This window comes from Bacteroidota bacterium (assembly GCA_021300195.1).
Taxonomy (GTDB): Bacteria; Bacteroidota; Bacteroidia; order J057; family JAJTIE01; genus JAJTIE01.
Genome location: JAJTIE010000002.1, coordinates 1 through 15423, shown reverse-complemented (window position 1 = coordinate 15423; position 15423 = coordinate 1). Strand labels below are relative to the sequence as shown.

Here is a 15423-nt window from a genome sequence, read left to right as displayed (position 1 = left end):
GATTTCAGGCTCATAGTTTTAGCGCGTCGAAACCGATGCGAAGGGAGATAAGGTGAGAGTACAGCCCCAGGTCGAAGCCGCTCAGGTTTGAGAGGGCATAGTCCAGGCTGATATTCCAGTAGCTGATGCCTACACCGGCTGTAGGAAAGGCAGACAGGTACTTTTCATTTTTTTCATCTATAAGGTACTGAAAATTCATAACGCCGGCGCGTGCAAATACAATTCCCTTATAGTTTGCCTCCAGGCCCATGGCGGGGTCCAGGCTTACCCTGCCCAGGTTGGTTACCACATTGCGCGGGCCGTCAAAGGCCAGGTTGGCCTGGGCGCTGGCATACAGGCCTATCTTTTTCCCCTCAGGCAGCAGGCGGTAGCCCACCCCCAGCCTGGCTGATGGCAGGGTAATCTCCACAGAGTTTTGCGGGATCTCCTGGTTGGCTTCCAGGAAGCCCTCTTCAAAAGTCTCGGTGTTGAAGGTCCAGGCATTGAAGGTGCTTGTTACGTCCGATGCGATAAGACCCAGATACAAGCGGTCTCGCTGGTAGGCAGCGGCCACATCCAGGCCAAAGCCCCAGGCTGTGGCAAACTCGCCCGCTATGCGGTTTACCACCTTGAAGCTGCCACCCAGACTCAGTCCCTTCACCTGCTGGATGCGCTGTGCATAGCTCATGATCAGCGCCATATCTGCCACGCTGAAGCTGCTAATCAGGTCGTAGTTAAAATTATTCCCATCCCGAAAGTTCAGTGTGTTCGGTATATCGTCTACCCCAAAGCGTATGAACGTGAATCCCAGCCTGCGGTCTCCCTCTATTCGGGTGTTGAAGGCGGCGTAGTCATACTTGGCCACCCCAGCAAAGTATTCGCTGTGCATCAGGTCTAGCTCATGCTTTGTCTTCTGGTATACCATCAGGGCGGGGTTCCAGTAGCCACTGCTGGCATCGTCTGTCCAGGCAGTCAGGGCATTGCCCATGCCGGCAGCCCGTGCGCTTACACCTATTTTCAGGAATTCGTTGCTATACTTGGGGACCGATGTTTGGGCATCCACTAGTCGCACACACATCAGCCCTACACACAGCGCAATAGCAAGCGTAGTGTACGTACCACGTATCTCCAACATTCGGCCCAGTTTGGTCATATACAGTCTTTAGAACGAAACCATGCAAGATACTGATATACTGACTCCCATTAAAGTATCTACACGCAATACTTTATGTCGTTTCCCTGTTTCCCTACCCGCCCATTGCCACCATGCAGCCTACTAGTCGGCTGCCCGGCCTGGATGGCCTGCGTGCACTGGCAGCGCTTGCGGTAGTGCTGGGGCACATTGTTGCAGGCCTTGTGGAGCTGGGTATACCCGGTACCCCGTTAGGTTCCGATCTAGTCGTTCGGGTTCCGCTGCTCAAAGATTTTGCCAGCTTGTCTGTTACCGTTTTTTTTTAGTCTAAGCGGCTTTCTCATTACGTACTTGTTTTTGATGGAGGAGCGGCTGAGGCTTGTGCAAGTACGTACTTTCTACATGCGGCGCATCCTGCGCATCTGGCCCTTATACTACACCTATATGGTGGGTAGTGGGCTGCTGCTGTGGCACTTTGGTGAGCAAATAGACTGGCCTGCCGTCGGCCTTTCGGCCCTGCTGTTTGCCAACCTTAGCCCCCTCCTCAGTCTTTCCCCCATGCTTATCTTTCACTACTGGAGCCTGGGGGTGGAGGAGCAGTTTTATCTGTTTTATCCCTGGCTCTTCCGGCTACGCAGGTGGCGCTGGCACATTATTTCGGGTCTATGTCTGCTTTTTATCGGTCTGAATGGGTGGCTGGTTGTTAGTTTTGGCGGCAAGCACGGTCCGCACACCTCCTATAAGATACACTACGCATACCTACTGATCGGCGCCCTGGGTGCCGGGGCCTACCATAGGGGTTGGCATCGGTTCTTTTTACATCGAAGTATTCAGCTAGGCACCTGGCTATTATTGGGGGTTATGGCTGCCTATACCACCCCGCTACATTCCTTTATCTGGGTGCATGAGTTACTCGCCTGCTTTACGGTTTTACTCATCTGGGGCCAGGCTACGGGCCGCGGTATTATTTCACTCGAGTGGCGGCCCCTGCGGTTTTTGGGGCGCATCTCTTTTGGGATCTACATCCTGCACCCAGCTGTCATTTTTGTGGTAACGCGTTACTGGCGTGTGCTGGGCTACACCAGTTGGATAGACTATGCCTGTGTATTTGGGCTCATCTTCGGCCTGACCATTCTGCTCGCCTCCCTGTCGTATCAGTACCTGGAGGCGCCATTCCTGCGCATGAAGCGGCACTATGCATAAGCCGGGGATTAGGTGTCAACCAGGAGAATAAGACAAGTGCTAGAAGTACGCGATGGCGCGCAGATTCAGCAGGCGCTGGCTCTGGAAGTTGGGGATGGCAAAGCGGGTGTTGAAGGTATCTTCCAGCCAGAGGTAGCTCACTGTATTGGGCCTTCCAAAAAGATTGTACACATCCAGGCCAAGCCACAGGCTTTTCAGGCTCAGGGTTTTATGACCATGAAATTTAAACTCGTTGCTGAAGCCCAGATCTACCCGGTTGTAGAACGGTGCCTGAAATACCGTGCGGTTACGAAGGCCTTCGGGTGGGCCAAAGGGGAGGCCGCTGCCGTATATCAGGTTCAGGTGCATCTTCAGGCTGGGCAGTAGCGGAAACTCATCCTGAAAGAAGAAGCTGACCAGTAGCCGCTGATCCGTAGGCCTACGCACAAAGCCCTGGTTTATTCCCTCCACCCGTTCGCGTGTTTGCAGGTATCCGATGTTTACCCAGCTTTCTATGTCTTTGATAAACTCTCCGTTCAGCCGCAGGTCAGCCCCGTAGGCATAGCCCTGGGCCTGATGATTGGGGTAGTAGCGGATCCGTACGTTGTCGAACTCGAATGGGTAGAGGAGGGGCATGTACTTGTAGTAGCCCTCCAGGAATAGCTTGAAATCCCGGCCCCAGGCCTGAAAGATGTAGTCGCCACCCAGGATGAGCTGATAGCTACTCTGGGCCGGGCGAATGCGGTTCAGGCTACCGTCAAAGTTTCGCAGCTCGCGGTAAAAGGCGGGCTGGTAATAGCTGCCCAGTGCCGCACGTAGCTGGTAGCGGCGGCGTTTCAGGTAGTGCCTTAGCAGGCTGTCCTGCTGGGCTATGTTCAGGCTGGCATCTGTGTCCGGGCGTAGCTGGCTGGCATCGTACACCAGCTGGAAGCGCGGCGATACCAGGGCCTGGTCGTTCAGGCTCCAGTAGTGGCTGCGCACACCGCTCACCAGCATGGTGGCGCGGCCTAGCCGCCAGTTGTGCTGCAGGTAGCCCATGCTGCGGTAGCTGTACAGGCGGTTCTCGCTCTGCACCCGCTCGGTAATGTCCAGAAAGTCGGCACTGTCTAGGGCGGCCCATTCGGTTAGCTGGTCATCTATGGTCTCCACCTCGTAGCGGGCGCCCCACAGCAGGCGGTGGCGGGTATAGCTGTTTGCTGTCTTTTTGTACAGGTCTCGGTCCAGCACCAGGCTTCCATCGTGCTCAGCTCGCAGGATGCTTACGGTCAGGTAGTTTCGGGCATAGCGCAGTTCGCTGCCTATGCCGCGGTTGAACACTACTTCATCAAAGTCATCTCCCCCCAGGTTGCTACTCACATCCCCCAGCCGGTAGGCCCCCTCTACGTCTATAATCTCAGCTTCTTCGCTGCGAATACCGGTAAGGGCATAGCGGAGGCTTAGGCGCGCGCTCGGCTTGTGCTCCAGGATGAGGGCGCTCTGGCCGGTAAGGTAGGTACTCTGCTCCTTGCCCACAAAGGCCACAAACAGGCGTATGGGCGTTTGCAGGGTGCCAAAGGTGGTTTCGCGGTTCTCGGGGAAGAACTCGTAATTATTGCGCTGTACGATTGTGAGCAGGCTGATCTTCAGGTTATTGGCCGGTACCAGTACCGAGTCTGTGCTGTCATCGTGCCGGGTGCGTACCCGGTATCGGTAACTGCGGTGCTTGGCCGGCACGTAGCTGAAGAGTGCCTGCCCGTCGGCAAACACTGGCCGGTAGGTGCCTGTTGTATTCAAGCTACCCAGTAAGTAACGAAGCGTAAAGCCACGTGCACCAAATAGATAGGTAAATCCACCTGGCTGCTTGCTGCCATCCTTTTTGCGTACCTGGTTGCGCCCCTGCGCGCTCAGGCTGGCGGTAATAAGGCCCAGCTCGGCCGTAGCCCGGAAGCTGTCTGGCTCTACGTAGCGTATGTTCATTACACTGCTCAGCCGGTCGGCATACTGGGCCTGAAAGCCCCCGGTGCTGAAGCTCACGTGGTCTACCAGCTTGGTGTTTACTACCCCCAGTCCCTCCACCTGGCCCGAGCGCACAATCTGTGGCCGGTACAGCTGTATGCCGTTGATGTAGATCAGGTTTTCGTCATAGTTTCCCCCCCGCACCCGGTACTGGCTGCTGAACTCGCTGGCGGTTATACCGCCTGCACTCTGGGCTATCATCCCCTCATCTCCGCCCTTTGCGGTGGTTACATTCCGCTCATTGTCCTGGTTTATACCCACTTGTTTCTCAAAGGCCTGATCGATGCTGGGCAGATCCCTACTGGGTGATACCTTTATGGCCTCTAGGGCCAGCTGCTCCAGCAGCACGCGCAGCACGGTGGTGCTGTCTTCCCACACCTTTACATCCACCTCCTGCTGCCGGTATGCGGGGTGGCTCAGGCGCACGCGCAGGGTGCCTACAGGCATGCGCTTCAGCTCTGCGTAGCCCTGCTCATTGGTTTCGTAGCGGCTCAGGCTGCCCCGCACCTTTACGGCTACGCGCGGCACAGGGTTCCCGGCCGTGTCTTGGGTATATACCCGCAGGGTGCCATATTGCTGTGCCTGGGCCAGCCAGGGCAGGCTGTACAGGCACAGCAGATACAGGTATGTTTTACAGGCACGCACTAGGAGAGCAGCGGGGGAGTAGCGGCCTTTAGCTGGGCAATAGCCGCCTCGGGGCTAGCAGCCTTGAACACGAAGTTGCCAGCCACCAGGGCATCGGCTCCGGCTGCTAGCAGCTGCCCTGCGTTGTCGGCATTTACCCCGCCGTCTATTTCTATCAGGGTACTGGGGCTATACGCATCTACCAGCTGGCGCAGCCGGCGCAGTCGGTCCCAGGTGCGGGGGATGAAGTGCTGCCCGCCGAAGCCCGGGTTCACACTCATCAGCAGCACCAGGTCAGCATCCTGCAGGCAGTCTTGCAGCAGCTCTACGGGGGTGGCGGGGTTCAGGGCCACGCCGCTCTTCATGCCCAGCTCGCGTATGGCGTTCAGCGTGCGGTTCAGGTGCGGGCAGGCTTCTAGCTGCACTGTCAGCAGGTCTGCCCCCGCTTCTTTGAAGGCCTCCAGGTATTTTTCCGGCTCCACAATCATCAGGTGCACGTCCAGCGGCTTGGTGGCCGACCGCTTGATGGCCTGCAGTACGGGCAGGCCAAAAGACAGGTTGGGCACAAAGCGGCCATCCATGATGTCGCAGTGGATCCAGTCGGCCTGGCTATCGTTCAGCACGGAGATATCCCTGGCCAGGTGGCCAAAGTCTGCCGACAGGACAGAGGGACTAATGATGGGTTTCGGGGTCGGAAACATGGCTGGCGTGTGCACGGGGCACTTGTATGTGTATCGACAAAAGTAACAGGCATATTGCCCAAAACCACCGGTGAGTGGGATGGACTAGAACAAAACTTTTACGCCAAAGGTAACACCTGCAGGCAGTACGGGGTCTTGGTTAAGCTGATGATAGGACTGCAGGTAGCCATAAACACCCAGTTTTTTGGGTGGGGTAAAGCGAGCCTCTATGCCCAGGTAGGCCATCCAGAAGGTCCGGTCGCCATCGTAGCCGGATATGGTCTCGCGCACGGTCTCGTCTTGCCCCTGTACGGGTATCTCAAACACCAGGGTTTGGCCCAGCACATAGTGTAGGGCGGGCCCCAGGTATAGGCCAAAGCGGTCATCGCTATTGTTGCTAAACTTGAGTAGCATGGCACCCTGAAACAGGTGGGTGAGCACCCGCACGCGTGTGTCTAGCGGCAGGGGGCGGCCCGTACGGTTGCTAAACAGCGGATTTAGAGGGTCTACGCTGCCCTCGGTATTGCTCAGGATGTACCCCGCCTGGGGCATAAAGCGGATCAGGCCGTTTTTATCGATCGCCACATTGGCATCGGTACCTATGGCCCAGCCCGCCTGGGGGGGTGGCCCCGGATTTTCGAAGCGCAGGCGTACAATGGCCACCCCGGCGTGGCCGCCAAACTGGGCATCCTGCGCCCAGAGGCCCAGGGGCAGGGCTAGCAGCAGGGCTAGCAGCATAACTCGGGTGGCGGCCCGCCAGGGTGGGGGGGGGCTTGGTTTAGTCTTCATCCTCGTCCTCCGCTTCGCCGTGCAGGGTGTTCAGGGCCTCCAGTAGTTCGCGCGCCGAGTGCGCATCTCCGGCTGCTCTGGCTTTTTGTATGCCTTGCTCAAACAGCTGGGCCGCCTCTGGCCGCCTGTTCTGCTGCACGCACAGCTTGCCGTAGTGGTAGTAGGTGGCTACATAGCCAGGGTGCCTGTCTACTAGGTGCTGGTAGTACCTTTCTGCCTGCTCAGTATCACCCAGCTTGGCATATTCCTGCGCCAGGGCATAGTGTACAAAAGGATCCTCCGGGCTATCCAGCAGAAACTGGCGGAGGGTGGTAATGCGGTCGGGCATAAGCGAATGGGGCTTTTAAGCGTGCTTATAGTAAACAAAGCGACCCATACATACGGCCATTAGGATATGCAGGGTGCTTTGGTATATTTGCAGTAAAATTAGCAGAGTTCTATTAACCTGAACGCATGGAAATTCTGATCCTGATAAGCCACGTGCCGGACACGACCACAAAAATCAAGTTCGATGCCACTGGCAAGGCCCTGGATAGCACTGGGGTAACCTTTATCATTAACCCCTACGACGAGTTTTCGCTGGTGCGTGCCCTGGAGCTGAAGGAAGCCGGCAAGGCCACCAAGGTGGTGGCACTGTGCGTGGGCGGGCCGGATGTGGAGCCTACTATCCGTCGTGCCCTGGCCATTGGTGCCGATGAAGGGGTGCGCATAGACGCGCCGGCCCAGGATGCCGCCTACGTAGCCCGCCAGATAGCTGCCTACGCGCAGGGCAAAAACTATAGCCTGATTATGGCTGGCAAGGAAAGCATAGACAACAACGGCAGCGAGGTGCCCGGCATGGTGGCCGAGCTGCTGGACCTACCCTTTGTATCCTTTGCCACCTGGCTGGAGGTAGAGGGAGACCGTGCCCGCCTGAAGCGGGAGATAGACGGCGGAATGGAAGAGCTGGAGGGCAGCCTGCCCCTGGTGCTGAGTGCCCAGAAAGGCCTGGCCGAGTGGCGTATACCCAACATGCGGGGCATTATGGCTGCACGCACCAAGCCCCTGGCCGTAGTGCCCGCCACCCAGGCCGAGCCCGATACCCACGTACTGGCCTATGAGCTGCCTGCCGCCAAGGCAAGCACTCGCTACTTTGAGCCCGGCCAGGAGGCCGACCTGCTAAAGGCCCTGGTGGACAAAGGCGCACTGGACCTGAACTAAAGTTTTTTCTATTTCTCAAGCTTCCAAAATTTGCAAGCGGGGCCCACACCCCCCCCTCTCCCAAATACACAAGACCCATGGCAGTAGTTATCTATACCGAACTATCCGGCGGAAAGCTCCGCAAGAGTACCCTGGAGGCCGCTACATACGGCTACGATCTGGCCCAGGCCCACGGCCTGCCCCTGGTGGCCGTGCACATAGGCCAGGCCGATGATGCCGAGCTGAGTAGGCTGGGCACCTATGGCGTAGGCAAGGTGCTGCGCATTACCGATGCCAAGCTGAATACCTTTCACGAGGCAGCCCATAGCCGCGCACTGGCCGCAGCCGCCCAGGCGGTCCAGGCTCAGTTTGTTGTTCTGGGTCAAACTTACAACACACGCCCTATGGCCAGCCGCCTGGCCATCAGGCTAGACGCAGCCCTTTTCAGCGGTGTGCATACCCTGCTGGAAAAATACGAAGCCGGCTACCGTGCCAAGCGATCCGTATACAGCACCAAGGGAATACAGACCCTGGGCACCGCCAAGGGTAGGGTGGTAGTAACCGTAAAGGCCAATAGCTATATGCCCAAAGAGGTGAGCGGGAACGCAAGCCTGGAGGCCTTTGCCTACACACCCGATGAAAAGGACTTTGTCCTGCAGAGCAAGCAGATCCACAAGGCGAGCGACAAGATCAGCCTGACCGAGGCGGAGATCGTGGTGTCTGCCGGCCGCGGCCTGAAGGGGCCGGAAAACTGGGGCATGATCGAGCAGCTGGCCGAGCTACTGGGTGCTGCCACCGCCAGCAGCAAGCCCGTGGCCGACATAGGCTGGCGCCCCCACCACGAGCACGTGGGGCAAACCGGCATACAGATAGCCCCCAACCTGTACATTGCCGTAGGCATTAGCGGGGCTATCCAGCACCTGGCAGGCATTAGCGCCAGCAAGACCATTGTGGTGATAAACAAGGACGCGGAGGCTCCATTCTTTAAGGCAGCCGATTTTGGTATTGTGGGAGATGCCTTTGAGGTAGTGCCCAAGCTAATAGCCGCCGTGAAAGCAGCAAAAGCCTGACGGGTTTTTGGGCGCACAACACGACTTTTTGCGACAGAAACGGATAAATTCGAATCAGCTCATTACGCGTGGAGAAAATACGCTTGGACATCCTGGGGCTTAGCAGCAGCCAGAGCCAAATAGGCAGCTTTGCCCTGGTACTGGGCGAGCAGGAGGGGAAACGGCGCCTGCCTATCATTATCGGAGGCTTTGAGGCCCAGGCCATAGCCCTCGAGATAGAGAGCATCAAGACCAACCGGCCCATGACGCACGACCTCATCCTCAGCATTGCCCGCAGCTTCCACATCGAGCTGAAAGAGGTCATTATTTCCGACCTGAAGGAGGGCGTGTTTTACAGCAAGCTCATCATGCACATTGGCAATGAGGTGCATGAGATAGATGCACGGCCCAGCGATGCCGTAGCCGTAGCCGTGCGCTACAAGGCTCCCATCTTTACGCACGAGTTCATCCTGGATGAGGCGGGGATTGTGGTGAATGAGGAAGCTGAGGAGGGAGAACTGTCTGACGAAGACGTAGAGGAACTGCTGGCAGAGAGCACCCGCAGCAGCGAGCCGGCGGGCAGCTCGGAGCCCGATGAGCGCCTTGTTGCCCTGAAGAACAAGCTGGAGGAGGCCCTGAACCGCGAAGACTATGAGCTGGCGGCCCGCCTGCGCGATGAGATAGGAAAGCTGGAGCGGGGCGGCAAGTAGTACCATAGCCACAAGCACAGAGAATGGGCTAGTGCACGCAGCCACATGCACCAGTGCGGCCTGCTACACCGTGTATAGGGTAAGTGCAAGCACGAGCTAAGATTGACAAGCGCGGCCCCCGGCCTTATCTTACCTGCACAAAGCCCCGCACTATGTCGCTCCCCTCAGATATTGCTGCCATGCAGGGCGCCGCCCCGGAGCGGCTAATGCACTATGTGTGGCAGACGCTAAGCTTTGACGCACAGGGGCTGCAGACCACAGATGGCCAGGAGCTGGCCATACTGGCACCGGGTAAGCTGAACACAAACCAGGGTCCGGACTTTGGCGAGGCACACATACTACTGGGTGGCCTGGACTGGTATGGGGCAATAGAGCTGCACACCACTACCGACCACTGGTATCGGCACGGCCACCACCAGGATACGGCCTACAATAGTACCATCCTGCATGTAGTGCTGCACAGCACGGGCAGGCCGGTGCAGCGGGCCGATGGCACCTGTATACCGGAGCTGGAGCTAGGCCCACGCATACGGCAGCAGCTGCTAAGCTATGAGCACCTGATGCTGGCACAGAGCTTTATTCCGTGCTCGGGCCAGGTGGCCCGGGTGCCTGGCCTGATACAGGCTGGCTGGCTGGCGCGTATGGGCTGGGAGCGCCTGCAGCAGAAGGCCGATGCCCTGAGGCCCTGGCTAGCCCAGGCCCAGGGCGACTGGGAGCAGCTGCTGTGGATGGTGCTGTGCCGCGCATTGGGCAGCCCACAAAACCAGCAGCCCTTTGAGCAGCTGTCTATGGCAATGCCCATCTCGCTGGTAAAGCGGTATCGTACAGACCTGTTTCAACTCGAGGCCTTGCTGCTGGGGGCGGCCGGTATGCTGGCCCATCATCCAGACGACGCCTATATGGCCCGGCTGCATACAGAGTGGCAGTTTCTGCGCCAGAAGCACCGCCTGCCACCCGGCCCGCCCCTACACTGGCAGATGCACCGGATGCGGCCCAGCCACTTCCCTAGCCTGCGCCTGGCCCAGCTGGCCGCACTCTTGCACCGCCTGCCCAATCTGTTTCCGCTGATAGAGGATGCGGCCTGCCTGCACACACCCATCGTAGCCTCTGGCTATTGGGATACCCACTACCGCTTGGGCGAGGCCAGCACGGCCGAGCAGCCCAAGCCCAAGGTGCTGGGTACTGCCACCCTGCACAGCCTGCAAATCAACGCGTTGATTCCTTTTCGCATCTTGTACGATCAGCAGACGGGGAAGCCCGAGCAAGTGGAGGCGGCACAGTCTTTGCTGGAGGCTATCCCCAGGGAGAACAACCACATTACCACTGCCATGGCTGCGGAGGGCTTTGCGCACCGCAATGCATTCGACAGCCAGGCGTTATACCATTTATACACATGCTACTGCACCGAAAAAAAATGTACGCACTGCGCCATCGGGCATCGACTCTTGCGGGGCTGATGCTGCTGTGCGTCCTTCCTGCGGTACAGGCCCAGCAGCCCGAATCGCGCTATCCCATCCTGGATGAGGAGTATGGCTTTATGGATATACGCCTGGGCACCCCCCTGGATAGCCTGCCGGGCCTGGTGCGTGCACCCAATGACTATGAGCGGAAGGCCCGCTATACACGGCCCGGGGCCAGCCTGTACTACGCGGGCGTTCAGTTCGGGGCGGTGGAGTACCTCTTCTGGGAAGACCGCTTACACAGTATCCGCCTGCGTACCGAGGGGGTACAGAATACGGACCGACTGCTGGAGCTGCTCAAGCTCTATTACGGAGAGCCTGTTCAGCCAGGGTTTGAGCAGTACTATACCTGGGACGGCCTACAGGTACAGCTTATCCTGGATGCGAACATCCTTACGCACAACGGTTGGACAACCTTTATGTCCAAGCCGCTCAATGCCTCTTTCTCCAAAACCTGGCGGCGCTAGGCACAGCGTCGTAGCAGGGCTCGGCCTACATATACATATAGGGACTGGATGGAGAGCATGAGGGGGGCCAAGCCAAGCGTATTCTCGGTGGGTGAAGGCTGGGGAAAAAATTGCTGCCCTGGATGCTGGCTATCCGTTCCCATTCCGCCAGCCGCACCCTGGGGAACAGGGCATCCGGTTTCCCTTTTCGGTAACTGCTGCGAGTCCCGTAGCGGGGAATAGCCTGATGCCTGGGCCCCACCCCCGGAACAGGGTCGTGCCCGTGCCTCACAAACGCATGGGCCTATGTGGAGCCGGGCGCTCCCCGGGGACTCTTAAAGCAATCGCCTGCGCCTATCGTATCACCATTACGGTAGATGTCCGCTTCTGGGTACGGCCTGTGCAGTCGGGCCAGGTTATCACCACCACATAGGCACCCTCGGGGGCATCCGTACCCTCATAGCGCCCGTCCCAGGGACGGCTGCCTTCGTACACGCGCTGGCCCCATCGGTTGTAGATAGCCAGAACGTAGGGAGCCAGGGGATTCAGGTCGCTCGGGGGGTATGTGTCGTGCAGGCCGTCGCTGTTGGGCGAAAAGGCGTTCCCCCACAGGCCGGGGTTTACGTTGGCAGCCCCCTCTTCCACATCAAACTCAGTGCGCAGACTTGTGCCGCAGGCGTTGCGTACCTCCAGCCGGTAGCTACCGGCCACCGTGGGGGTAAAGCAGATGGCACTGCTTAGCACTTGTCCGGCGGTATTCTGCCAGTTGTAGGTGATGCCTGCTTCGAGTGGTGCACACAGCCTCGTATTGATCAGGGTGCACCCAGCCGGCGTTTGGGGCAGTCGAAACTCGGGCAATGGTATGTCAGCATCCGTCAGGTTCACTTCATCACTCACTGTTCCGCATACATTGGTGGCATCCAGGCGGTAGGTACCCGGTAGATTGGCGGTATAGAGGGGCCCCGTGGCTATCTCCTGTCCATCCAGGTACCAGCGGTAGCTAACCCCGGCGGATACCGGACTTACACTGAGGGTGCAGTTATTGCCTGTGCATATAGCGCCATCAGGCCCCAGGTTGGGCACGGCTGGCTTGGCAGCATCTTGCAGGATGACCACGGCGCTCACCGTGCCACAGGCATTGGTAGCCTCCAGGCGGTAGGTACCCCCCCAAGGTAGTGGCGTAGGTGGGCCCCGTGCCTACCTCCGTGCTATTTCGATACCACACGTAGTCCACGCCCGCCACCTCGGTCACACTTAGGGTACGGGGCTGGCCATCGCACAAAGTACCATCCAAGTCTAGCGTGGGGGTGGGGGGCAAACCGCTCTCTACCCGTAGTACCATTTCGTCGCTCACGGTGCCGCAGGCATTGGTAGCCTCCAGGCGGTAGGTACCACCCACGGTAGCCGTGTAAGTAGGTCCACTTCCCACTGGTGTACTGCCGCGGAACCACTGGTAGTTAACCCCCGACACGGCAGTTACGCCCAGGGCCCAGCCAGAGCCACCTGCACAGATGGCTGCATCGGGCCCCACGCTAAAGGGGGCAGGTGGTGCAGTATCTATACCCAGCAGTATGGCATCGCTCACGGTGCCGCAGGCATTGGTAGCCTCCAGGCGGTAGGTACCACCCACGGTAGCCGTGTAAGTAGGTCCACTTCCCACCTCGGTACTGCCACGGAACCACCGGTAGGCTACACCCGCTGCTGCGGGCACACTAAATACTTTTGACACACACACAGTGTCGTCTGCACCCAGGTTGGGCTTAGCAGGCGGCCCGGTCTCTACACGTACAAAAATGGTATCGCGGCCCACACTACAGTCGTTACTGGCCTCCAGGCGGTAGGTACCCGTAGTGGTAACGGTATAGCTAGGCCCGGTGGCAACTGGCGTGGTACCACTGCCCATATACCAGTTATAATTAACCCCACTTACTACGGGAGATATGGTCAGTATCTTGGAATTACATACGGTGTCGTCTGCGCCCAGGTCGGGCTTGGTCACCTTCGGCAGATTGTCCAGTATAAACTCCTCCCGCCCACTGTGGTCAAAGCCTATGTTGTTGGCAGGCATGTCGCGCGTGCCCCCCAGTTGCGCCCAGCTGGTTACGTCGTTTGCGTCGCGATTGTACACATAGATACAGGGCTCATTATAGGTCGATAAATTGCTATTGGTACCATAATGGATGGTAGCACTGTATGTAGCGGCCGTATTCCCCACCGGGAAGACCCCCCAGTATACATCGTTTCGTATGCTGCCACCGGGCAACCCGGCAGTATAGTTGGGCGCAGCGTTAACGCGGTATACATGAAAACCCGTAAGACCGGCACCGCCCAAGCCATACACCCGGATGGTGTCCTGGTTTGTGGTGCCATAGCGCATGTTCAATTCTACACCGGCCCACGATGCAGAATAAACATACACGCTGCTATCGCCTATGGGTGCTCCGCTATCCACCCACGCAGGCTGTGCGTAAACCAACGAAACCAACAAAAAAAGCAAGGGAAAGATACTGTAAATGATGCTCGGCATGCTACCAGTTTTGTGAAAACCAAATTAAGCTCACTGATTTATAAAGAAAAAATAATTTTTTGCCTCGTTTGCTTTCATGAATTCAAATCTAAGAAAAGCTCTTTCCGTTTAGTTCCTACTCCTGCGGAATATGTATGAACGGTCAATTTTCGTGCGCGAACTGATTGCTCGGTAGGGGAGGGGCGCTTCTGGAAGTGAACCCAATTCCGACCACCCCAGGTCTACAACAACCTGGGCCGGATATGCGCCACCATAGCGCAAAAAAAGCCCCCTGCCTGTATGGCAGCGGGCTAGATGAGCGGATAGGAGGGAATGGAAACCTAGCGCGTACGTGCCACAGCCACCGTGCGCTGATTATTCCTGCCAGGTGCCGGAGTCGGAGCCTGGCTGGCTGTGCCAGCGGGGCTACCCACCGGGGGGGTGGTGGTGTAGTGCACCGTACGACGGGCAGGGGTAGGGGGCTGTGCCGGAGCAGAGTAGGGCTGGGCCTGCTTATGCACATGGCCATACCCGCTTGGCCTGCCATACACATGTGGGGCATGGTAGCTGTGCTGTTCATGCACATGGTGGTACACCTGCTGAGGATGGGCACAGCAGGGTGGTGGGCTATAGTACACCGGGGGCGGGCTGTAGTATACCACTGTAGGGCGGCATGGCGGGGGTGGCGGCGGTGTGCAGTAGGTTTCGGTGTAGTAAAAGGTAACCTGCGCCTGGGCAAGGCCACCCACTATGAGCAGGCTGCCAAGTACGTATAGGGGAAATAACTTTTTCATGACGATCTGAGCTTTGTGTGAATACAGTATTACACCTCTTGTAGCTAAATCTGTGCCGAATAATATTTTTCCGATGTAAACGGCCGTAAGCACCCTTCAGGAGGCCAAAGAACTGCCAATTGGGTCCAAAACCGTACAAATAATTAGACGTTTTCGGATGTTTTAGGGCATCCGACAGAGATCCTGCTGCGAATCCAGGGGAATTGCAGGCTGTACCGGAACTTCTATTTTACATAATAACCACAGCACTCAAATTGAACCCCTCAGAATCCAGCTCGCTAGCAGAGCAGCCCACACCGGATGGAGAATATGCGCGATGATTGTAGCACCGCAAGTAACGTGTGTACGCTGCGACACATGGAGGGGTAGGCGACTTTCAAAATCCCTATATTTAACATAATGTGAATTATAGGACAAACCGGGGTGGCTGGCGACATATTTAGATTTTCTATATCTTCTGAGCAAGTTACTTCAATTCTTATCCTTTACATCCATGAAAAAGAAAAAAAAACCCGTTTTCCCGCCCATTGACGACTATTTGCACATACCCAAGAGGGGCGTAAAACTACTCGGCCATTTCGATGGAACCGTGTATGCGTCGTCGCTTGTGCCAAGGCCGCCAAAGCCCTCAATGCAGGAACGGTTTCCCTACGAGCTTTTCGTACGGCTCCTGAACCGGAATCGGCTGATCCAGTTAAGTGGCAAGGAACGCCTTTATGTCGCCCTGCCAACAGAATGCATCTGGGTAGAGGCCGCAAAAAATCGGCCTAGAATGGGAAGCAAAGTAGTGGGTACGCGCATTGGTATCGTGCTGCGGGCCGACCCACTATACCGGTACATTGGCAACGCGGCATACGCAAAGGCCGTGAAAATAAAGCCGGATCGGCTCGCACTCTTT

15 protein-coding genes are annotated in these 15423 nt (G+C 57.5%); 7 read left to right on the top strand and 8 right to left on the bottom strand.

Translation table 11 applies throughout. The annotated features are described in order from the left end of the window. Positions 1-10 precede the first annotated feature (10 nt). Positions 11-1114 carry a PorV/PorQ family protein gene (locus LW884_00450; GenBank protein MCE3006807.1) on the bottom strand — a complete coding sequence of 368 codons (1104 nt, stop codon included), beginning with the start codon at positions 1112-1114 and terminating at the stop codon, positions 11-13. Positions 1115-1471: 357 nt separating this feature from the next. Between LW884_00450 and LW884_00445 the strand changes: the two genes are divergently transcribed. Continuing rightward, positions 1472-2314: an acyltransferase gene (locus LW884_00445; GenBank protein ID MCE3006806.1), complete on the top strand. Its 843-nt coding sequence runs from the start codon at positions 1472-1474 to the stop codon at positions 2312-2314. A 39-nt stretch (positions 2315-2353) separates the two neighbouring features. On the opposite strand, the gene LW884_00440 is transcribed toward LW884_00445, so the two are convergent. The 4 genes from LW884_00440 to LW884_00425 form a co-directional block, all read right to left on the bottom strand. Continuing rightward, positions 2354-4933 (bottom strand): hypothetical protein, encoded by a 2580-nt coding sequence (locus LW884_00440; GenBank protein ID MCE3006805.1) that lies wholly within the window; start codon positions 4931-4933, stop codon positions 2354-2356. Beyond that, positions 4933-5613: a ribulose-phosphate 3-epimerase gene (rpe, locus tag LW884_00435; GenBank protein ID MCE3006804.1), complete on the bottom strand. Its 681-nt coding sequence runs from the start codon at positions 5611-5613 to the stop codon at positions 4933-4935. The genes LW884_00440 and rpe overlap by 1 nt, the downstream gene beginning before the upstream one ends. A gap of 84 nt (positions 5614-5697) precedes the next feature. After that, positions 5698-6381: a hypothetical protein gene (locus LW884_00430; GenBank protein ID MCE3006803.1), complete on the bottom strand. Its 684-nt coding sequence runs from the start codon at positions 6379-6381 to the stop codon at positions 5698-5700. Next, positions 6371-6709 (bottom strand): tetratricopeptide repeat protein, encoded by a 339-nt coding sequence (locus LW884_00425; protein ID MCE3006802.1) that lies wholly within the window; start codon positions 6707-6709, stop codon positions 6371-6373. Before LW884_00425 ends, LW884_00430 begins: the two co-directional genes overlap by 11 nt. A 125-nt stretch (positions 6710-6834) precedes the next feature. On the opposite strand from LW884_00425, the gene LW884_00420 reads away from it, so the two are divergent. The 5 genes from LW884_00420 to LW884_00400 all read left to right on the top strand — a co-directional run bounded on the left by LW884_00420 (position 6835) and on the right by LW884_00400 (position 11246). Continuing rightward, positions 6835-7581 carry an electron transfer flavoprotein subunit beta/FixA family protein gene (locus tag LW884_00420; GenBank protein ID MCE3006801.1) on the top strand — a complete coding sequence of 249 codons (747 nt, stop codon included), beginning with the start codon at positions 6835-6837 and terminating at the stop codon, positions 7579-7581. A 77-nt stretch (positions 7582-7658) separates the two neighbouring features. After that, complete coding sequence (locus LW884_00415; protein MCE3006800.1) at positions 7659-8630, top strand: electron transfer flavoprotein subunit alpha/FixB family protein; 972 nt, start codon at positions 7659-7661, stop codon at positions 8628-8630. 68 nt (positions 8631-8698) lie between these two features. Then, positions 8699-9319 carry a bifunctional nuclease family protein gene (locus tag LW884_00410; GenBank protein ID MCE3006799.1) on the top strand — a complete coding sequence of 207 codons (621 nt, stop codon included), beginning with the start codon at positions 8699-8701 and terminating at the stop codon, positions 9317-9319. Between the two features lie 152 nt (positions 9320-9471). Then, positions 9472-10776, top strand: a complete 1305-nt coding sequence (locus LW884_00405) for a DUF2851 family protein (protein ID MCE3006798.1) — start codon at positions 9472-9474, stop codon at positions 10774-10776. Further along, the gene (locus LW884_00400) at positions 10776-11246 is read left to right on the top strand and encodes a hypothetical protein (protein MCE3006797.1); all 471 of its coding nucleotides are present in this window, start codon (positions 10776-10778) and stop codon (positions 11244-11246) included. Before LW884_00405 ends, LW884_00400 begins: the two co-directional genes overlap by 1 nt. Before the next feature lie 333 nt (positions 11247-11579). Here the strand turns inward: LW884_00400 and LW884_00395 are convergent, their stop codons facing one another. The 3 genes from LW884_00395 to LW884_00385 form a co-directional block, all read right to left on the bottom strand. Further along, positions 11580-12350, bottom strand: a complete 771-nt coding sequence (locus LW884_00395; GenBank protein ID MCE3006796.1) for a gliding motility-associated C-terminal domain-containing protein — start codon at positions 12348-12350, stop codon at positions 11580-11582. Next, on the bottom strand, positions 12289-13602 hold the full coding sequence (locus LW884_00390; protein MCE3006795.1) for a hypothetical protein: 1314 nt from the start codon (positions 13600-13602) through the stop codon (positions 12289-12291). Before LW884_00390 ends, LW884_00395 begins: the two co-directional genes overlap by 62 nt. 470 nt (positions 13603-14072) lie before the next feature. Next, a complete protein-coding gene (locus LW884_00385) occupies positions 14073-14525 on the bottom strand; it encodes a hypothetical protein (GenBank protein ID MCE3006794.1) in 453 nt (150 codons plus the stop codon). A gap of 493 nt (positions 14526-15018) precedes the next feature. On the opposite strand from LW884_00385, the gene LW884_00380 reads away from it, so the two are divergent. Then, positions 15019-15423, top strand: a 405-nt coding sequence (locus LW884_00380; GenBank protein MCE3006793.1) for a hypothetical protein, incomplete at its 3' end; no start/stop codon positions are given.